Here is a 19,287-nt window from a genome sequence, read left to right as displayed (position 1 = left end):
CCGATGAGGCTTTGAGATCCCGCAGACCGCCGGATCTTCATGGTGCGAGGACGCCGAGCTGGTTGGCTGCTTGGACGACCTCGGCGAGCAGGTCGAGGAACTGGTTCAGGTCGGTCGCTTGCAGGCCTTCGGCGAGGCCGAGGCCTTGGGCGGCGGCCAGGTAGACCTGGGTTGCGCCGGTCTCGCGGGCTGCGGCCAGGTCTTCGGCGATCTGTTTGGGCGACCCGCCCAGGAACGGCCGGTTGTCGCCGAGCGGTTCGCTGGTGATCGGGGTCGGCCACGGCGCCTGGTTGACCACCACGAGGTCCTCGGGGTCGCGATCGGCTTCCCGGGCGGCGGTGTGGAAGGCACGTACGACGGCACGCAGGTCCTGCGCCGACGAGCTGATCGGGATCAGGCCGTCCGCGATCCGGCCGGCACGCCGGACGGCGGCCGGTGAGTTCGCAGCGAGCAGCACCGGAATCCGTTCCTGGACCGGTTTAGGACTCACGTCCGACGGCGCGATCCGATAGAACTCGCCCTCGTGCCGCACCGGGTCCGATCCCCAGACCGCGCGCAGCGCGGCGATGAACTCCTCGGTACGGGCGCCTGTGCGACTGCTCGACACGTTCGCCGTCTCGAACTCGTTGTGCTGCCAGCCCTGCCCCAGACCCGCGACGACGCGGCCGCCGCTGAACCGGTCCAGCGTCGCGAGCCGGCGCGCGAGCATCACCGGTACATGCAGCGGTGCCACGAGAATCGCCGTACCCAGCTTGATCCGCTTGGTCACAGCGGCGACGTAGCTCAACGTCTCCAGCGACTCGTTGTGGTGGCCCATGTGCTGGTCGTCGGATTGGACCAGCGGTGTGGGCGTGCAGCGCCGTACGGTCGAAGCATGATTCCTGATACGGCTGCTTCGTCGGCGGCGGTGGATGTCGCGTCGGCGTACCTGTCGCCGGCCTTGCTGAGCCACTCGCACCGCGTGTACGTGTGGGCGGCGGGGTACGGCGATCAGCACGGCATCCGCTACGACGCCGAGTTGCTGTTCGTGGCCGCGATGTTCCATGACATCAGCCTGGCGCCGGAGTTCGACAGCCACACCGTGGCCTTCGAGGAGGCGAGTGGTCATGTCGCGCGGGTGTTCACCTCCGGTGCGGGGTGGCCGAGTGAGCGCCGCGAACGCCTCGGCGAGGTCATCGTCAGGCATATGTGGCCCGACGTCGACGTGTCCGACGACGCTGAGGGCCACCTGCTGTCGCGAGCGGCCGCGTTGGACATCGTGGGCAAGAACGTCGAGGACTTCACGCCGGCCTTCCGCGCCGAAGTACTCCGGCAGTACCCCCGCCTCGGCCTCACCACCGAGTTCCTCGCCTGCTTCGAGGCCCAGTCCGCCCGCAAGCCCACCAGCTCAGCCGCCCGCGCGATCACCTCCGGCCTCGCCACCAGAATCACCACCAACCCCCTGGACACCACGCCACCCTGACCACCCAAGCCCCGCCGCCCGATCACGCCGCGCCGCCCCGTGTCCGCCCGTCCTGCCAAGAGGGGTTAACCCCTCGAAGTGGGGGTTCTTCGCTCCCACACCAGCAGACAACCCCCAACACCAACGGTTATCCCTCCGCCTGCACCTAGGATGGCGCGGTGAAATTTGTGATGGTGCCTGGGGGTTGGCAGGGCGGGTGGGTGTTTGACGGGGTGGCGTCGGAGTTGGCGCGGCTCGGGCACGAGGTGGAGGCGGTGACGCCGGCCGGGTTGGAGTTGGACGGCCCGGCCGATCTCGACGGCCCGGCGAATCTCGATACGCACATCGACCAGGTCGCCGACGTCATCGAGCGCAGCGACGGGACGCCGGTCGCGCTGTGCGGGCACAGTTACGGCGGGATGGTGATCGCCGGTGTCGCGGATCGGCTGGGCGATCGGCTCGAGCACGTTGTCTTTATCGACGCGTACGTTCCGGGCGATGGCGATTCGTGCTGGACGTTGACCAGTGAGATGTTTCGTGAGCAGTTCATCGCGGGCGCCGGCGCGGACGGGCGGTGGGTCGCCGTACCGGACGGTCTCGATCCTCGTGCGCGACCGCACCCGCTGCCGAGCTTTGTCCAGTCGATCAGGCTGAAGGACAACGCATGGCCCGCACTACGTCGTAGTTTCATCAGCGGTGGCTCGTGGCCGGGCACCCCGTTCGAAGCCTTGACCGAGCGACTGCGCAACGACCCCGCCTGGCAGGTTCACGACATTCCCGTCGGCCACAACATCGCCCGCCGTGACCCGCAGACTCTCGCCGCTGTCCTCGACGGTCTCCCGCCCAGATAGGCGACATCGGACGCGCGTGGGGGCGCGTGGGGTCGGTGGGGACAATACGATCGCTGGTATGGCGGATTCGGTGCGGATCGGGGTTGTCGGGGCAGGGAGTATCTCGGTGCGTGGGCTCCTTCCGCATCTGGGGCAAGCGGATCTCGCGGGGCGGGTGACGCTGGCCGCGGTGTGTGATCCGGTGCCGGGGCGGGCGGAGGCAGCGGCCGGGAAATTCGGCGTGGAGCGCGCGTTCACGGAGTACGAGGAACTGTTGGCGCGCGGCGACGTCGACGCGGTCACGATCGCCTCGCCGATCGGCCTGCACTACGAGCAGGGGAAGCTCGCGTTGCAGGCCGGGAAGCATGTGCACTTCAACAAGACGATGACGGTGACTGTGGCGGAGGCGACGGAGCTGATCGAACTCGCGGCCGCCAACGATCTGCGGATCGTTGCCTCGCCGGGGGAGATGCTGCGACCGCATCACGTGCGGACCCGCGAACTGATCGCCGAGGGCGCCATCGGGACGTTGTCCTGGGTGAGTTGTGGAGCAGCCTTCGGGACGTATCACGAGGACGAGTCGGTGCGCGGCGGGAACGACGTACTGACGAACATCGATCCGTCGTGGTACTTCCGCAAGCCCGGTGGCGGGCCGATGTACGACATGACCGTGTACGCGCTGCATTCGGTGACCGGGATTCTCGGGCCGGCCCGGCGGGTGACGGCGATGTCCGGTGTGCGGATTCCGGTGCGCCGAAGCGCCGGCGCGGACGTGGCGACGGAGGCCGACGACAACACGATCGTGCTGATCGACTTCGGCGACAACCTGTTCTGCGTCGCGACCGGAACCGCGGCCGGCTCGATGCGCGGTGGCTTCGGCGGTGCCTACTTCGGTACGGCGGGAACGATCGACGGACTGCTGCTGAACGACGTACCGTTCGACTTCCCGAACCGCGACGCCTCCGAGCTCTCGCCGCGCGGCCCCGGCAACCAGGCGCTGCTCCCGCACGTGACCGGCGTACACCGGGAGATCGAGGAGCAGCACGTGTTCGAGGACGTCATGCAACTCGTCGACTGGGTCCGCGACGGCACCCCGTCGATCGTCACCGCCGAACACGCCCGCCACGTGATCGACATCATCGAGTCCGCGTACCGAGCCTCCGAAACCGGCCAGACCCAGGAACTCACCACCACGTTCTGACCGGCCATCGGGGGGTTGGAGAGATAACCGGGACCTTGAACAGGTTATTACCTGTTCAAGGTCTCCGGAGGGTGTTCAAGCTCCCCACCGAGGGCTCGCCAAACGCGGGGGGTCAGCTTTCGCAGCAGGCTCGGTGGAGCCATTCGGGTTCGTGCCACCAGTAGGTGGAGTCCGTGGCGTGGGCTTGGGGTCGGGTGAGGGGTTGCGGGGCGTTGGCTGTGCGGACGGCTGGAGTGACCTGCGCCCCGGCGGCGTACGGCGCCAGCAGGTTGTCGACCGTGTAGAGATTCCCGGCGGTCATGACGCGGTCGACGGCGGCGGCTGCGCGGATGTCTGCCAGCGGATCGCCGGTGACGAAGGACAGGTCCGCCTGGGCGCCGGCCTGGACGACGCCGAGTTTGCCGTCCAGACCGAGCCACTTGGCCGGGTTCCGCGTCGCGGTGGTGAGGGCCTCGTAGGGGGTGAAGCCGCCGGCGACCATCGAGCGGAGGTTGGCGTGCAGCGAGACGGCCATGTTGTCGAGGGGCGTGTCGGTGCCCGAGATGACCAGGCCGCCGCCGCGGTGGATGCGGAGGACCATGTCGACGTTGCCCCGCAGGAGTTCGCGGGTGGTGACGCCGGCCGGTCCCTTCGCGGTGTTGACCTCGGCGATCAGCGCGTCGTACTCCCAGGACGGATAGAGCGTCGTCGTACGCCGGTCGGTCAGCAGCGAGGGATCGTCGACGTGCGCCATCGTCGAGTTGAACAGCGTCGGGGTCACGGACAACCCGGCGCGGGTGAAGAGCGTGACCACATCGGCGTACGCGCGGCCCAGCCGGCTGACCGTATGCGAGTAGCCGAGCCGGTTCGTCGCGCCGGTGTGTTCCATTCCGTCCATGCCGAGATGCTCGGCGGGATAGAGGTAATGCGACGACAGTTGCAGCCCGAGTTGGTGTACGAACGCGATCGCCCGCCGCTGGTACTCGATCGGCAGCCGCACGTACGTCTTCACCAGGTCGTAGGCCAGCCCCTCGACGCGATCGAGCTCCAGACCGAGCTGCTGGATCGAGAGCGTCGGCCGCATGAAGTTGTAGTAGACCCGCGACCCGTCGATCGCCTCGCCGGTTGCGAAGTACCGCGGTCCGCGCAGCGCCCCGCTGGCCAGGGCCTCGCGGGTCTCCTGCATCTGGTAGACCGGGTCGCCGGGGGAGCGGGTGCTGGTGATGCCGTACGCGAGCCACAGGTTGCCCTGCCGCGCACCCCACGCCCGTCCGCGCAGGTGCCAGTGGTTGTGCGCGTCGATCAGCCCCGGCATCACGGTCAGGTGCGACGCGTCGACGTCCGCGCGACCCGCATGCGGCCGTACGGCGGCGATTCGCGCACCGTCGATCACGATGTCGACGTCCTGGCGGAGGGTCGTCGAACGACCGTCCCACAACGCGCCCGCGTGGATGGTGACGTGTTGATCGACGATCGCCCGCCGGTACTGGAGGTCGAGCTTGACGGTCTCCGGACGGCCGCCGGCGATCGTTGTCCGGCGCAACTTTCCGTTGTTCAGGTAGAGCAGCGTGCGGTCGTCCTGCCAGACCGGTGAGTCGGTCACCTCGGCGGTGATCGCGCGGGGCTCGCCGGCGGACCGGCCACGGGCGTCGACCCGTACGACGTACAGCAGGCTCTCGACGACGAACGCGAGGTGGCTGCCGTCGGGGGAGAACACCGGCCCGTCGTCCCCGCGGGTGGCGAGCGAGCGGAACGGCATCGGCTCGGCGTACTCGAGGGTGGCGGTCGCGACGTCGACGTACAGGAGTTGGCTGGTGCCCTCGCGGAAGCGCTTGGAGAACGGCTTGACCGCGGCCAGGACGAGCGTTTTCCCATCGCGCGACCAGCTGACCCGGCCGGGCTGGAACAGCGTCGGGGTGAGCTGGCGGACCTGCCCGGAGGTGACGTCGAGGACCCACGCGATCCCGTCTTGGTCCTGGTACGCGATCCGCCGGCCGTCCGGTGCGTACCGCGGTGCGGTCTGTGCGCCGGGCAGGCCTGACAACTTGGTGTCCTTGCCCGTCGCGAGATCGTGCAGCCAGAGGTCCGCCGTACCGTCCCGATCGCTTGCGTAGAGCAACGTCTTGCCGTCGGGCGAGAAGTCCGGGTCGGAGTTGAAGTAGCCGTCGGCCACCAGTTGCCGCGGCCGGCTCTTGCCGTCGGTGGGCGCCAGCCAGAGCGCGTTGAGTGCCCGGAACGCGAGCCACTTCCCGTCCGGCGACACAGTCGGACTCGCGATCCCGCGCACCGGCCGCTTCGCCGGCGACTCGAGGTCCGGCGCCTTCGGCCGTGGCCGCTTCGACGTCACCGGAACGGTCGCCGAGAACGGTACGACGGTGTGCCCGCCGCCGGCGTGATACCGGTGCACCGAACCGTCGGCGCTGTAGAACAGGTCGGTCGCGGACGCCCACGACGGCGGGAGCGCGAACACGTCCTTGCCGGTCGTCACCTGCTGACCGTCCACCACGAGATCGCACGTCGGCCCGGTCAGCCGTACGTAGGCCAGCTTCCCCGCGGGGGAGTACGACGGCCCGAACACCGTGATCCCGGTCTTTGCCGCGACCAGCGTCGTACGCGCACCCGTGGTGAGGTCGAGCTCGACGATCGAACTGGTGTCGACGGTGAACGCGATCTTCGTACCGTCCGGCGACACGGTCGGCTCGGCCTCCTCGCTCAGGTCGTCGGTCAGCGCCACGATCGCGCCGCTCGCGAGATCGAGCCGGTGTACGCCGTAGCTGCCGTTGCCACCGCGGTCGGACGAGAAGACGATCGAGCGGCCGTCGGGGGCGACCTGCGGTTCGCGGTGGTCGTCGCGCCCGGAGGTCAGTTGCCGGAGGCCACTACCGTCCGGTGCGATCGACCAGAGATGGAAGTTCCCGTCCCGGTACGACTGGAACACGATCGACCGGCCGTCCGGCGCCCAGCGCGGGCGGGTCGCGTCCTGCAGGTCGTCGGTGAGGCGCCGCGCCGTACCGCCCGCGGCCGGTGTCACCCAGATCGCTGTCACCAGGTCGAACGCCAGCCACTTCCCGTCCGGCGACACCGACACCATGAAGTTGGTGCCTTCGGTGAGCACGGCCTGATTCCCGCTGGGCGCCGCTTCGGTCCGCAGCGCCGGCAGTTGGACGGCGCCGACGGCGGCCGCACCTCCACCGAGCTGCAGTGCTCGACGCCGCGAAATGCTCCAGGAGCCCGGGTTCTCGGTCACGTCATCAGCCACGATCCGGATCCATTCCCTAGGGGGCGGTGGGACTCCGAATCTGCCAGGACCGTCCGCGTCACACGATCCTGACCGGCGCGCCCCGCGACCAACGGCCACAACCCTGCGCCGAACGGCTTGACCTTGACGCTGCGTCAACCCGGCAAGCTACCCGGAAACGAGAGGCGGACAGACATGAGCGGTACGGCGATCAGCGTGCGGGGACTCGCCAAGTCCTACGGGGAGGTCGAGGTACTGCGGGGCGTGGACTTCGACGCGCCGCGCGGCAGCATCTTCGCGTTGCTCGGCTCCAACGGGTCGGGCAAGACGACGACGGTACGGATTCTCGCCACGCTGCTGAAGGCCGACGCGGGGACCGCGCACATCAACGGTTTCGACGTCGGCACCCAACCGGCGAACGTCCGGGAGTCGATCAGTCTCACCGGTCAGTTCGCCGCCGTCGACGACATCCTCACCGGCCGGGAGAATCTCGTCCTCGTCGCCAAGTTGCGGCACCTGGAGAACCCGGCCCGGGTCGCGGACGACCTGCTCGCCCGGTTCGCGCTCACCGAGGCGGGCGCTCGCCGGGCGTCGACGTACTCGGGTGGCATGCGTCGTCGCCTCGACATCGCGATGAGCCTGATCGGCGACGCACCGGTGCTCTTCCTGGACGAGCCGACTGCCGGACTGGACCCCGAGGCCCGCCTCGAGGTGTGGGGCCTGGTCAAGGAACTCGCCGGCCAGGGAACGACGGTGCTGCTCACCACGCAGTACCTGGACGAGGCCGAACAGCTGGCCGATCGGATCGCGATCCTGCACCACGGCCGGATCATCGCCAACGGCACCCTCGCCGAGCTCAAGCAGCTCTTCCCGCCCGCGCAGGTCGAGTACGTCGAGAAGCAGCCCACGCTCGAAGAGATCTTCCTCGCCATCATCGGCGCGACCAACGAGGAACAACGATGACTTCCACCAAGCAGTTCTTCACGGACACCGGCGTAATCACGACCCGGACCCTGCGCCACGTCACCCGCAGCGTCGACACCATCATCACCACCGTGATCACGCCGGTCGCGATGATGCTGATGTTCGTGTACGTCTTCGGCGGCGCGATCGACACCGGCACGGACTCGTACGTGAACTACCTGCTGCCCGGGATCCTGCTGATCACCGTCGCCTCGGGCATCTCGTACACCGCCTTCCGGCTCTTCACCGATCTGCAGTCCGGGATCTTCGAACGCTTCCAGTCGATGCCGATCGCGCGGTCGGGCGTGCTCTGGGCCCATGCGCTGACCTCGCTGGTCGCCAACCTGATCTCGCTGGTGATCATCGTCGGCGTCGCGGTGATCATGGGTTTCCGCTCGAGTGCCGGCGTCCGGGCGTGGCTCGCGGTGGCCGGCATCCTGGTCCTGTTCACGCTGGCCCTGACCTGGATCGCCGTGATCCCCGGACTCTCCGCGGCGTCCGTCGAGGGCGCGGGCGCGTTCGCGTACCCGCTGATCTTCCTGCCGTTCGTCAGCTCGGCCTTCGTGCCCACGCAGACCATGCCGGGTCCGGTGCGCTGGTTCGCCGAGCATCAGCCGGTGACGTCGATCGTCGACTCGATCCGCAACCTGCTCGCCGGGCAGCCGGTCGGCGGCGACATCTGGGTCGCCCTCGCGTGGTGCGTCGGCATCCTGGTCGTGGCGTACGTCGTCGCGCTCGCCGCCTACCGCCGGAAGATCGCCTGAGGCAGGCTGAGTCGCATGCTCACCATCAGCGAGCTGGCCGCGTACGCCGGGGCGACTGTGCGCGCCGTACGCCACTATCACCAGATCGGGCTGCTGCCGGAGCCTGCCCGCGACCACTCCGGGTACCGCACGTACGACGCGGCCGCGGTGGTGCGACTGATCCGGATCCGCACCCTCGCGGATGCCGGCGTACCGCTGGCGCGGGTGCAGGAGCTTCTCGATGCCGGACCGGACGAGTTCGCCGACGGCGTTCGCGGGATCGACGAGCAGTTGCGCGCCGAGGTACGCCGCCTGCAGGACACTCGCACGAGGCTCGCCCGGTTGTCAGCCGGCGAGCACCTGGCGCTGCCGCAGAGCGTCGTGGGGTATCTCGACCGACTGCGCGGGCTTGGTGTCGAGGAGCGCTACCTCGAGATGGAACGGGATGCCTGGATCGTGGTCGCCGCGCGAGCGCCGGAGTCGATCGGGGCCGTGATCGCCAGCAAGCACCAGCAGTTGGACGATCCCGACATGGTCGAGCTCTACAGCCTGATCAGCAGTGCACTCGACTGGCCGGTCGGTGATCCGCGAATCGTCGAGCTCGCCGACATCCTCGAACGCCTGCTGTTGCGCGCTGTCGAAGCCGATGAACTGGATGGGGACAGCCTCGACGATCAGTTCGTCGATCTGCTCGACGCGGTCATGGTCGAATCGTCGCCGCACAGCGTGCACCTGCTGGCGATCCTGGAGGAGCGCGGCTGGAAGGGCTGGACGCGGGTCGAGCACACCGGACCTCGTTCGGTCGCGCGGCAGGTGGCTGCGGGTTCTTGAAGGCGTGCCGTCTATCGTCTGCGGCATGCAATCTCTGTCTCCACGGGTGCGGGCGCTGGGTGCGGCCGTGCTCTGCCTGGTGATCGCTCTCGCGGCCGGACTCGCGGTGGACGGGCGACTGGACCGGCACTGGATCATGCGCGGGCTGACGGTCTTCCTGGCGATCTGCTGCGCCGGGCTGCTGCTGACCGATCAGACCCGGCGGATCCGGCAGATCATCACCGCGATCGGGCTGGTGATGTTCGGGCTGATCATCCCGGTGTCACAGACGACCTGGTCGAAGCCGCCCGAGATCAAGTTCGCCCTCGAGGTCGCGACGGATGCCCAGAAGGCGGCGCAGAAGGCGTCGGAGAGCGTAGCCACCGTCGCAGAGGTCCGGGCCGCGGCCGAGGCGCGCGGCGGCGCGGTGGGGTCACTCCCGACCGAGAAGAACCCGCAGGTCCGCGGCGCCGACGCCTACCCGCTCATCGTCCGCGCCAAGCGCGACCAGGGCCGCCCCTGGGCCTGCGTCTCCTTCACCGGCCTGACGGCAAAGGTCAGCGCCTGCTGACCGCTCCTCGCGCCCGGACAGTTCCGCCGCGCGTCCACTTGGCGGGCAATCGATTTCTCGGCGGACCTGGTCGCGCCTAAGGTCGCGGGTATGACTCTTGGGAATCTCACCGGCATCAGCGCGCTCGCCGACGTCGAGACGCGCTCCATCAGTGCGGAGAACCCGACCGGCGAGCCCGGTCAGGGTGGGCGGCGGACCGAGGGGACCGGTGCGCGCGCGGCCCGGGACCTCGGCCAGGGCTGGAAGGTCTCGCCGTCGATCGAGATCGGGCCGGGGGAGACCGCGACGCTGGCCGACATCGCCGGCTCCGGCTGCATCACGCACATCTGGCTCACCACGCACGTCGACCACTGGCGCCGGCTGGTCCTGCGCGGGCACTGGGACGGTGACGAGGCGCCCGCGATCGAGGCGCCGGTCGGGGACTTCTTCTGCTCCGGCTGGGGCAAGTTCGCGCAGGTGAACTCGCTCCCGGTCGCCGTGAACCCGAACGGTGGTTTCAACTGCTACTGGGAGATGCCGTTCCAGCAGCAGGCCACGCTGACGCTGGAGAACACGCACGACGAGGCCGTGGTCGTGTACTTCCAGGTGGACTACTGGCTCGGCGCGGTGCCCGACAAGTCGGCGTACCTGCACACCCAGTGGCGACGGAGCAACCTGCTGCCGTCCGCGACGGTCCACACGCTGCTCGACGGTGTGGAGGGTCCTGGTCACTACGTCGGCACCTACCTGGCCTGGGGCGTCAACAGCACCGGCTGGTGGGGTGAGGGCGAGGTGAAGTTCTATCTGGACGGCGACGACGAGTTCCCGACCATCTGCGGCACCGGTACCGAGGACTACTTCGGTGGCGCGTGGAACTTCGACGTACCGGACCTGGGCGGGTACACCGAGTTCAGTACGCCGTACCTCGGGATGCCGCAGGTGATCCGGCCGGACGGGCAGTACCAGAGCCAGCAGCGGTTCGGCATGTACCGCTTCCACCTCCCAGACCCGATCCGCTTCAAGGAGAAGCTCCGCGTCGACGTCCAGGCCCTCGGCTGGCGGTCCGGCGGCCGCTACCTCCCGCTGCAGGACGACATCGCCTCGACGGCGTTCTTCTACAGCGGCAAGACGAGTACTACCCGCCCGGATGCTCCGACGCACGACGTCATGGAGATCTGCTGACCTACGTCGTGTCTGACTAGGGGATAGGCAGAGGGTTCTGCAGAGCAGAGTCGGCGAGGACGACCAGTGCGGCGGTCCAGCCGAGTGGTGCCTCGCCGGCCGGCTGCAGATCCCTATTGACCTTCTCCGGCAATGCACCGGTGCTCGTCCGGTGCTGATCGAGCCACGAGAGCAGACTGTTCGCCGTGGCCTTGTCACCGCGCGCTGCCGCACTCAGCGCGAACAACGCGGTCTGCGGCGTCCACGACACCCCGTCAGCTCGCCAGTCTTCTCCTGGCGTCACTCCACCGTTCGGCTGGGTCAGTACGGCGTGAGTTCGGTTGATGGCCGTGGTGACGACGGGCCGGGCCGGAGCGAAGGGTGGACCGAGCACAGTGACGATCGCATCCGCACCGCCGTCCAGGCTGATCGGTGCGACACCTGGCTCGACGAAGCTGGTCGCCTGCGCCGGGGTCCGCGGGTAGTCCGGTCCGAATGTCTTGTCGGTTGCTTTCGACAACGTGTCGAGTGCACTCCGCCAGCGAGCGGCCTCAGCTGGGTGCTGCTGGTCGGTGGCGATCCGGACCGCCGACCGCAGCCCGGTCAGCAGCGGTGCGACCGTGCCGAGTGTCAGCTCGCTCTCGGGGCGCTCCCAGTAGTCCGACGACGGCGCAGGCAGTCCGTCGGACCCGAGCTCCTTGATGATCTGGTCGGCGGACTGCCGCACCAGATCCCAGTACTTACCGCCGGCGTGACAGAACCACGTCGCCCACAGCACCCACCCCGACCCGTCCAGCTGCTGCGAGCGACCGTCGCCGACCAGACCGCCGCTGTCGGTGTACCGCGCTTCCCATCGCCCCGCCGACGGCCGCACCCGGTCCAGGAACGACAGTACGTCGAGCGCCTGGTCGTACTGTCCGATCGCGCAGCGCGCGACCGCGACGAACGACGCGTCCCGCGGCCAGACGTACCGCCATGGGCCGTCCCAGCCGGCCAGTGCGGCGCCGTTGGGCAGGGTGAGCCCGTCGAGGTCGGCCAGTGCGTGCCGGACCAGGTCGTCGTACTTGTCGCTACTGCGTGACGACGCCGGAAGCGCGGACGGGCGACCCGGGATGCCCTCCGCGACCAGACGAGGCTGTGGATGCCGCACGAGGTTGCTGATCGCGCCGGCGGCCAGGACTGAGAGCAGGACCGCGATGACGACGACCGGGTACCACCGGCCGCGCCTCCCGCTGTCGTCCCGCATCCGCACTCCTATTGCGCCAGGTGCTGCACTTGCGCCTCGAACTTACGCCGTGGTGCCAGCTCGACCAGATACATCGCCGACACCACCAGTGCGCCGCCGACCAGCATCCGCCAGGTCAGACTGTCCGAACCGAACAGCACCGCGAACGCCGACGCGAACACCGGCTCCATTGTCATGGCGATCGCCGCTCGAGTGGGAGTCAGGTGTGCCTGGGCCCAGGTCTGGACGATCAGCGCGAGCGCTCCGGCGACCAGCGCCATGTACACCACGGCCACCCAGTCGCCGCCGGTGCTCGGGACGGAGAACCCGCCCGGCACGGCACCGATCGCACAGACACAGGTGATCACGACCATCTGCAGTGACGACAGACCGAAGGCGTTCCTCGACGTCGACCAGGCCCCGAGACCGATGATGTGCAGCGCATAGAGCCCGGCGGAGGCCAGCGTGAGCAGCTCGCCCTTGCCCAGGCTGAGACCGCGCAGCGACAGGATGCCGAGGCCGACCGTGGCGAGGATCACCGCGACCCAGGCCCAGCGACCGATCCGGTGCCGCAGGATCACCGCGCCGAGCAGCGGCGTGAACACGACGTACATGCCGGTGACGAAGCCGGAGACGCTCGCCGACGTGTGCCGCAGGCCTTCGGTCTGCACCAGTTGGGCGATGCCGTAGGTGACGCCGAGGGCCACCGCGCGGCCGCGGTCGAGGCGGCTCAACCGCCCGATCGCGGGTGGGTGGACCAGGATCAGCGCGACCGACGCGATCAGGAACCGCAACGCCAGGTAGTCGGCGACGTCCATCCTGGTGAGCAGGTCCTTGGTCAGGAAGAACGTCGAGCCCCAGGCTGCCGCGACCGCGAGCAGGGCCAGGACGGCGATGCGGGGGTGGTTCACGCCCGATATCTCACCAGAACCCTTACAGGTAAGGCAAAACGGTGATCTACAGCACAGTGATCACGATGGTGCTTCCGGGCTTGACCTTCTTGCCGGCGCCCGGGTTCTGCGCGGCGACGATGTTCAGGCCGAGGTTGAACGGCGCCTTCTCCACCCGGACCACGAACCCCGCGTCACCGAGGATCTTCTGCGCGTCCGCGGTGGTCTTCCGCTTGACGTCTGGTACGTCGACCAGCGGCGGTCCGAGGGACACCACCAGCGAGACCTTGTCCTTGGCGAACAACGTCCCGCTGTTCGGGCTCTGACTGATCACGTTGCCCTCGGCGACCTTCTCGTCGTACTGCGTGCTGCGGCCGACGACGAAGCCGAGTTTGCGCAGCGTCCTGTTTGCGTCACGGTACGACTTGCCGGTCAGGTCCGGCACGGTGATCGGCCGTTTGCCCTTGCTGACCGCGAAGTTGACCGCCGTCCCCGGCTTGACGATCGTGTTGAACTTCGGGCTGATCGCGATCACCCGGCCCTGCGGCACGGACTCGTTGTACTGCTCGCTGATCTGCCCGGTGATCAGCTTGATCGGGGACAGCGCCTGCTGCGCGGCGTCCAGTTGCAGGCCGACGAGCTGCGGCACGCGGTAGCGCTCCGGGCCCTTGGAAACGGTGAGACCGATGTCACCGTCCTTCCGGATCCGGTCGCCCGGGGCCGGGTCGGTCCGCATGACCTCGCCCTGCTTGATGTCCTCGGAGTAGTCCTGGTTGTCGAGACTGGTCTGCAGACCGGACTCAGCCGCTCTGGAGGCCGCCGCCGCCGGCGGCAGGTTCATCAGGTCGGGTGTCGTCGTGTAGCGGTGAATGCCGTAGTACCAGGCCGCTGTGCCGATGGCGATCGCCGCCGCCAGGATCACGATCAGCGCGATCGGTCCGCGGGACCTACGTCGCTGCTGTTGTGGCTGTGCGGGCGGCGGGGTCCGCGGCGGCGGTGCTGTCTTCGCCGGGCCGCCGGTCGGGCGTCCCTGCTCCACCGGTACGACGATGGTGTCGTGGCGGAGCTCACCTTGCTCAGCGGCCTCTCCGCGGGTGTAGCCGTCGTCGTACCCACTGTCCTGGCGGATCTGCTGGATCGGCACGGTCAGGTCGCCGGTCAGCTCGGGGTCGTCCGGCAGCCCTTCATCGAGTGCACTGCGCACCCGGTGCACCTGCCGGCTGAACACCCGGGCGTCGGTCGGCCGCAGGTCCCGGTCACGCGCCGTCGCGCGCTGCACGAGCGCATCGACGTACGGCGGGATGTTCGGCTGCTCGAGCGACGGAGGGGGTACGTCGGCGTGGACGTGGGCGTAGGCGACCTGGATCGGGGTGTCGCCGGAGTGGGGCTTGTTGCCGGTGAGCATCTCGTACAGGAGGATGCCGGCCGAGTACACGTCCGAGCGGGCGTCCGCGCTGCCGTCGGTGACCAGCTCCGGCGCCAGATAGGACACCGTGCCCATCAGCAGGCCCTGGGTGGCGGTGTTGCCGCTGGCACTGACCGCACGGGCCAGACCGAAGTCCGCCACCTTCACAGCGCCCTTGTCGGAGATCAGGACGTTCTCGGGCTTGATGTCGCGGTGCACGATGCCGGCGTCGTGTGCGGCCGACAGCGCGGAGAGGATCGGCGTGAGCAGGTCCAGCGCACGCGCGGGGGAGAGCGGTGCCTCCGCGCGGATCACGTCACGCAGCGTGCGGCCGGGGACGTACTCCATCGCCAGGAACAGCGTGCCGTCGTCGTCACCCTGGTCGAAGACGGCCACCACGTTCGGGTTCGACAGGCGGGCCGCGGCGCGGGCCTCGGCGACGAAGCGGCGGGTGAACTGGGCGTCGTCACCGAGCCCGTCGTGCATCACCTTGAGCGCGACGGTCCGGTCCAGGCGCATGTCGAGTGCCTGGTACACGGTGGCCATGCCACCCTTCGCGATGCGCGCGCCGACGCGGTAGCGACCGTCGAGCACTCGCCCGACGAGGCGGTCGCTGACCTGCATGTCCACGTCGTCCGTCACTTGCGGTGAGCCGCCTCTCCCCAAACAGTCCTGCTCAGAGAGTGTAGATAACGCCAAAGCGTCACAGCGCCAGGCTCACCGCAGCGGGTCCCACCCGCGTTCCAGTTGGGCCTTGATGCGGAGGACGTTCTGGACGTAGAGCTTGGTGTCGGGGTAGACGCCGTTCTTCTTCACGCCGCCGAGGCCCTGGTAGTAGCCCGCGACCGCAAGGTCGAGGCGGGCGGCGCCGGTCAGGCGGCTCAGCAGGACGACTCCGGCGGTGACGTTGTCCTCCGGGTCGAGCAGGTCGAGCTTCCGGCCGACGATGCCCGAGGTGTACTTGCCGGTCGACGGAACCACCTGCATCGCCCCGACTGCGTTGGCGGGGGAGACGACCCGCTGCTTCCAGCCGGACTCCTGCCAGCTCACCGCGAGGGCGAGCTCCGGGTCGACGCCGTACCGCTTCGAGGTGGATACGATCAGTGAGCGCATGTGGGACCGGGTCGGCAGCTTGCGCTTCTTCAGGATCGCCCGGTTGCGGTTCGCCTGCGCGACGACGTGGTCCGCGTACGTGCGGCCCGCGAACGTGTTGTCGGTCCGCGGCTTCGCCTTCGGGCGGATCTTCACCGGGACCTGCAGCGGCTTGCCCGCGTAGATGTGGTCGCCCGGCTTCAGGCCGTTCGCGGCCAGCAGGTTGGCCTGTGAGCACTTGAAGCGCTTCGCGATCCCGGAGACCGTGTCGCCGGACTTCACGACGTACGTCACCCGGCCGAGCTGCGAGCGCTGCGCCGGCGTGCTGGCGGTCGCCGATCCCTTGGTGGGGACCTTGAGCAGCTCGCCGGCGTAGATCGCGTTGCCGTTGCCGGGCAGGTTGTTCAGCGCGACCAGCCGCGAGACGGACGTGCCGTAGCGGTTCGCGATGTGGCTCAGGGTGTCGCCCTGCTTGACCTTGTAGGCGCCGAAGCCGGGTGAGCCGGCGGTGATCACGGCCGCGGTCAGCACCGGTACGGCGATCCCGGTCAGAACTCGTACGACGTTGCGCATCCCATTCAACTCCCCGTGTGAACGTCAACCGACCGTATTCGCTGGTACGGATGTGACAACAGGGGCGACTGGGGTTGGTGTTACGCCTGTAATCCAATGGTTACAATTCAAGGCTGAACTACATTGTTGTCGTTCACAAGCGTTCCGGTTGCTGACGGCAACGGTGAACTAGTGCACGAACCTGCTGACGAGGAAAGGTTTCGCGAGGTCCGGCAGGGTGCCGGTGCGCACCGTGTCGGCGATCACCTGCGCGGTGACCGGGGTCAGCAGCACACCGTTCCGGTAATGCCCGGTTGCCCACAGCAATCGATCCACACCGGACGGGCCGAGGATTGGCGCGTTGTCCGGCGTCGCGGGCCGCAGACCGGCGATCGCCTCGACGAACTCGAGCTCGTCGGAGATCGGCAACACCGTCCGGGCGTCACGCAGCAGTGCGAACACGCCGCCCGCCAGCACTCGGGTGTCGTAGCCGAGCTCACTCGTGGTCGCACCCACGACCAGCTCGCCACCCGGTCGCGGCACCAGGTAGACCGAGAAACCACGCGCGGTGGCTCGCACTGTGTGCCGGAGCGCGGGCCGGTACGCCTCCGGGACCCGCAGGCGCAGTACTTCGCCCTTCACTGGACGGACTGGCGGGCGGAGCTCATCCGGTACACCTTCCAACTGCGACGACCACGGTCCGGTGGCGGCAACGACGTACCCCGCGTGCACCGTGTCGCCGTTGTCGAGCAGTACGCCGGTTGCCGTCGTACCGGAGGTGATGACGCGAGTGACGCGCTGACGGATGAGTTGGACGCCGGACAGGTCTACGGCGCGGAGGAGCGTGGCTACCGCCTGCCTGTTGTCGACGGAGTGGTCGCCGGGCACCCAGACGGCTCCGGAAACGCCTGTAGCGAGTAGTGGCTCGCGACGTCGGGCGTCGCGACCGGACAGCTCCTCTACCTCCAGGCCGAGTCGACGCTGGTAGTCGGCGAGCCTGCGGAGCGCGGCGGCGTCGTCGACGTCGTACGCGACGGCGAGGGTGCCGGTCTGGTGCAGTCCTGCGGGCAGTCCGGTGAGTTGCTCGAGCTCGGCGGCGAAGGCCGGCCACGCGGTGACCGAGGCCAGGTTGAGCGCCAGCAGGTCGTCCTCGCCGAACTCCACCTCGGTGACCGGGGCAAGCATGCCGGCGGCCACGTTGGAGGTCTGGGTGCCCGGCGTCGGGTCACACACCGTCACCTGGATACCGTCTGCGGCCAGCCGCCACGCCGTCGCCAGACCGATCAGCCCGCTGCCGATCACGACTACATCAGACGTCAGCTCAGGCATGCCGTAAGCCTACGTCTGGGCGGTCATGGCAGGCTGTGCGGTGTGACTGAGCACACCGACCGGCTGAACGACGCACGGCTCTACCTGTGTACCGATGCGCGGGAGAAACAGGGCGACCTCGAACAGTTCCTGGACGCCGCGCTGGCCGGTGGCGTGGACATCGTGCAGCTTCGGCAGAAGGAGATGGAGGCTGCCGACGAGCTGGCTGCGCTGGAGGTGTTCGCCGACGCCTGCAAGCGGCACGGCAAGCTGCTGGCGGTGAACGACCGTGCGGACATCGCGTTCACGGCGGGAGCCGACGTGCTGCACCTCGGGCAGCGTGACCTGCCGGTGCACGCCGCGCGCGCGATCACCGGGCCGGCACCGATCATCGGGCGCTCGACGCACTCCTTCAGCCAGGTGAACGCGGCGGTCGGCGAGGTCGGCTCGGACTACTTCTGCGTCGGTCCCACCTGGGAGACGCCCACCAAGCCGGGCCGGCAGGCAGCCGGTCTGGACCTGGTGTCGTACGCCGCCGGTCGCCGCCAATCGAAGCCGTGGTTCGCGATCGGTGGGATCGACCTGGAGCGGCTGGACGAGGTACTGGAGGCGGGCGCGACGCGAGTGGTCGTCGTCCGGGCGATCACCGCGGCCGACGACCCGGGAGCGGCGGCTGCCGAGTTCACCCGGCGGCTGCGGGAGGCCGGGTGATCAACAACCCGAAGGCCGCGCGGATCGTCGCGGCCGTCGTGATCGCGATGCTGGTGATCACGCTCGCGGCGTCGTTGTTCGGGTGCTCGGTGGACACGAAGGCCGGCTCGAGTTCTGTCGATCCGGAGAGCGGCCTCAAGTACGTCGCGGTCGCGGACCTCCCGAAGGAGGCCCAGAACACGCTGAAACTGATCGACCAGGGCGGACCGTACCCGTACAGCCGCGACGGCGTGGTGTTCGGCAACCTCGAGAAGATCCTGCCCAAGCACGACCGCGGCTACTACCACGAGTACACCGTGAAGACGCCGGGGGAGAAGGACCGCGGTGCCCGCCGGATCGTGACCGGGAACGCCGGGGAGCGGTTCTACACCGATGACCACTACAAGTCGTTCCGCCGGGTCGCGGAGGACGGGGGAACGTCATGAGGTCGTTGCGTGAGCTGCTGGCCGAGGGCCTGCGCCCGGGTGTCTACCGCTGGCCGTCCGCTGCCGCCCCGGACGACGTACGCCGGGATGCCGCCGCCGAAGGCTTCGGGTTCGTGTTGCTGGACACGAGCGAGATCCACGACAAGGCCGGCTTCCTCGACCTGTGCGCGACCGCGTTCGACCTGCCGCGCTGGTTCGGCCGGAATTGGGACGCTCTGGCCGACTCGCTCAGCGACCGGTCGACCGGCTCGCCCGAGGTCGTGCTCTGGACCGGCCTGCGGAACCTGCTCGAGCACGACCACGACACCGTCGATGTCGCACTCCAGATCTTCGCCGAGGACACCACGAACTCCGGTCAGCTCCGCGTTCTCATCGAGGAAGCGTCAACGCCGGACCTGCTGCGCTCACTGCCTGTCCTTTAGGCGCTCGGCGAGCTCGTCGAGGTCCGCGGCGAACAACAGGTTCCGGCCGCGGTTGCTCTCCCGCACCCAGTCGGCCAGCGGCTTGCTCCGCGCGATCCGCGCCGAGATGTGGCCGACCACCGCGAGACCCATCTGGTAGGACACGAACTTCTGCGTGATCCCGCCGGCCCGCCCGGTCCGCAGCTCGAAGAACTCGTCACCCAGCTGCTCCGGCGTGAAAGCGATCCACTCGGCCTGGTGGGCGTAGTACGCGTCGACGATCAGCTGGACGGCGTCGCGCTCGTCGGTGAGCGGCGTGTCGCTCACATGGACCTGGGCCCCACCCACCATCACCATGTGCC

Annotated in this window: 19 protein-coding genes and 1 pseudogene; 11 read left to right on the top strand and 9 right to left on the bottom strand. The window is 68.8% G+C overall.

The window, feature by feature from the left end:
• Nucleotides 1-37: 37 nt before the first annotated feature.
• On the bottom strand, nt 38-952 hold the full coding sequence (locus tag ACWGID_RS33590) for a TIGR03619 family F420-dependent LLM class oxidoreductase (protein ID WP_452203352.1): 915 nt from the start codon (nt 950-952) through the stop codon (nt 38-40).
• Between ACWGID_RS33590 and ACWGID_RS33585 the strand changes: the two genes are divergently transcribed.
• The 3 genes from ACWGID_RS33585 (at nt 875) to ACWGID_RS33575 (ending at nt 3,472) form a co-directional block, all read left to right on the top strand.
• A complete protein-coding gene (locus ACWGID_RS33585) occupies nt 875-1,462 on the top strand; it encodes an HD domain-containing protein (protein WP_452203351.1) in 588 nt (195 codons plus the stop codon). The two genes, ACWGID_RS33590 and ACWGID_RS33585, sit on opposite strands and share 78 nt — an antisense overlap.
• A 170-nt stretch (nt 1,463-1,632) precedes the next feature.
• Nucleotides 1,633-2,292, top strand: coding sequence for an alpha/beta fold hydrolase (locus ACWGID_RS33580; protein WP_452203419.1), 660 nt, complete (start codon nt 1,633-1,635; stop codon nt 2,290-2,292).
• 58 nt (nt 2,293-2,350) lie between these two features.
• On the top strand, nt 2,351-3,472 hold the full coding sequence (locus ACWGID_RS33575) for a Gfo/Idh/MocA family protein (protein ID WP_452203350.1): 1,122 nt from the start codon (nt 2,351-2,353) through the stop codon (nt 3,470-3,472).
• A gap of 112 nt (nt 3,473-3,584) precedes the next feature.
• Here ACWGID_RS33575 and ACWGID_RS33570 read toward each other — a convergent pair whose 3' ends face one another.
• Nucleotides 3,585-6,710, bottom strand: a complete 3,126-nt coding sequence (locus ACWGID_RS33570) for an amidohydrolase family protein (RefSeq protein ID WP_452203349.1) — start codon at nt 6,708-6,710, stop codon at nt 3,585-3,587.
• A gap of 174 nt (nt 6,711-6,884) precedes the next feature.
• Here ACWGID_RS33570 and ACWGID_RS33565 point away from each other — a divergent pair, with 174 nt between their 5' ends.
• The 5 genes from ACWGID_RS33565 to ACWGID_RS33545 all read left to right on the top strand — a co-directional run bounded on the left by ACWGID_RS33565 (nt 6,885) and on the right by ACWGID_RS33545 (nt 10,937).
• Nucleotides 6,885-7,652 (top strand): ABC transporter ATP-binding protein, encoded by a 768-nt coding sequence (locus ACWGID_RS33565; protein ID WP_452203348.1) that lies wholly within the window; start codon nt 6,885-6,887, stop codon nt 7,650-7,652.
• Nucleotides 7,649-8,416, top strand: coding sequence for an ABC transporter permease (locus tag ACWGID_RS33560; RefSeq protein WP_452203347.1), 768 nt, complete (start codon nt 7,649-7,651; stop codon nt 8,414-8,416). Before ACWGID_RS33565 ends, ACWGID_RS33560 begins: the two co-directional genes overlap by 4 nt.
• Nucleotides 8,417-8,431: 15 nt before the next feature.
• The gene (locus ACWGID_RS33555) at nt 8,432-9,226 is read left to right on the top strand and encodes a MerR family transcriptional regulator (protein ID WP_452203346.1); all 795 of its coding nucleotides are present in this window, start codon (nt 8,432-8,434) and stop codon (nt 9,224-9,226) included.
• Nucleotides 9,227-9,251: 25 nt separating this feature from the next.
• Nucleotides 9,252-9,776 carry a hypothetical protein gene (locus ACWGID_RS33550; protein ID WP_452203345.1) on the top strand — a complete coding sequence of 175 codons (525 nt, stop codon included), beginning with the start codon at nt 9,252-9,254 and terminating at the stop codon, nt 9,774-9,776.
• Nucleotides 9,777-9,866: 90 nt separating this feature from the next.
• Nucleotides 9,867-10,937, top strand: coding sequence for a glycoside hydrolase family 172 protein (locus ACWGID_RS33545; protein WP_452203344.1), 1,071 nt, complete (start codon nt 9,867-9,869; stop codon nt 10,935-10,937).
• 16 nt (nt 10,938-10,953) lie between these two features.
• Here ACWGID_RS33545 and ACWGID_RS33540 read toward each other — a convergent pair whose 3' ends face one another.
• From ACWGID_RS33540 to thiO, 6 genes and pseudogenes are all read right to left on the bottom strand, one after another.
• A complete protein-coding gene (locus ACWGID_RS33540; RefSeq protein ID WP_452203343.1) occupies nt 10,954-12,162 on the bottom strand; it encodes a glucoamylase in 1,209 nt (402 codons plus the stop codon).
• 8 nt (nt 12,163-12,170) lie between these two features.
• Entirely contained in the window at nt 12,171-13,052 is an 882-nt protein-coding gene (locus ACWGID_RS33535; RefSeq protein WP_452203342.1) for a DMT family transporter, read from the bottom strand.
• Nucleotides 13,053-13,098: 46 nt separating this feature from the next.
• A complete protein-coding gene (locus ACWGID_RS33530) occupies nt 13,099-13,305 on the bottom strand; it encodes a PASTA domain-containing protein (RefSeq protein WP_452203418.1) in 207 nt (68 codons plus the stop codon).
• Nucleotides 13,306-13,311: 6 nt separating this feature from the next.
• Nucleotides 13,312-15,060: pseudogene (gene pknB / locus ACWGID_RS33525) on the bottom strand (Stk1 family PASTA domain-containing Ser/Thr kinase); the annotation flags it as partial.
• A 93-nt stretch (nt 15,061-15,153) separates the two neighbouring features.
• Nucleotides 15,154-16,101 (bottom strand): lytic transglycosylase, encoded by a 948-nt coding sequence (locus ACWGID_RS33520; RefSeq protein WP_452203341.1) that lies wholly within the window; start codon nt 16,099-16,101, stop codon nt 15,154-15,156.
• 168 nt (nt 16,102-16,269) lie between these two features.
• Nucleotides 16,270-17,409, bottom strand: a complete 1,140-nt coding sequence (gene thiO / locus ACWGID_RS33515) for a glycine oxidase ThiO (RefSeq protein WP_452203340.1) — start codon at nt 17,407-17,409, stop codon at nt 16,270-16,272.
• A 42-nt stretch (nt 17,410-17,451) separates the two neighbouring features.
• Here thiO and thiE point away from each other — a divergent pair, with 42 nt between their 5' ends.
• Genes thiE through ACWGID_RS33500 form a run of 3 tightly spaced genes read left to right on the top strand, consistent with a single transcriptional unit; the run spans nt 17,452 to nt 18,946 of the window.
• The gene (thiE, locus tag ACWGID_RS33510; protein WP_452203339.1) at nt 17,452-18,099 is read left to right on the top strand and encodes a thiamine phosphate synthase; all 648 of its coding nucleotides are present in this window, start codon (nt 17,452-17,454) and stop codon (nt 18,097-18,099) included.
• Entirely contained in the window at nt 18,096-18,524 is a 429-nt protein-coding gene (locus ACWGID_RS33505; protein WP_452203338.1) for a ribonuclease domain-containing protein, read from the top strand. The genes thiE and ACWGID_RS33505 overlap by 4 nt, the downstream gene beginning before the upstream one ends.
• On the top strand, nt 18,521-18,946 hold the full coding sequence (locus ACWGID_RS33500) for a barstar family protein (RefSeq protein ID WP_452203337.1): 426 nt from the start codon (nt 18,521-18,523) through the stop codon (nt 18,944-18,946). Before ACWGID_RS33505 ends, ACWGID_RS33500 begins: the two co-directional genes overlap by 4 nt.
• Here the strand turns inward: ACWGID_RS33500 and ACWGID_RS33495 are convergent.
• Nucleotides 18,929-19,282, bottom strand: a complete 354-nt coding sequence (locus tag ACWGID_RS33495; RefSeq protein ID WP_452203336.1) for a DUF4180 domain-containing protein — start codon at nt 19,280-19,282, stop codon at nt 18,929-18,931. The two genes, ACWGID_RS33500 and ACWGID_RS33495, sit on opposite strands and share 18 nt — an antisense overlap.
• Nucleotides 19,283-19,287: the final 5 nt, after the last annotated feature.

The organism is Kribbella sp. NPDC054772 (assembly GCF_053611945.1).
Note: the sequence above shows the minus strand (reverse complement) of the source record. Positions and strands in the feature narration are given on the sequence as shown.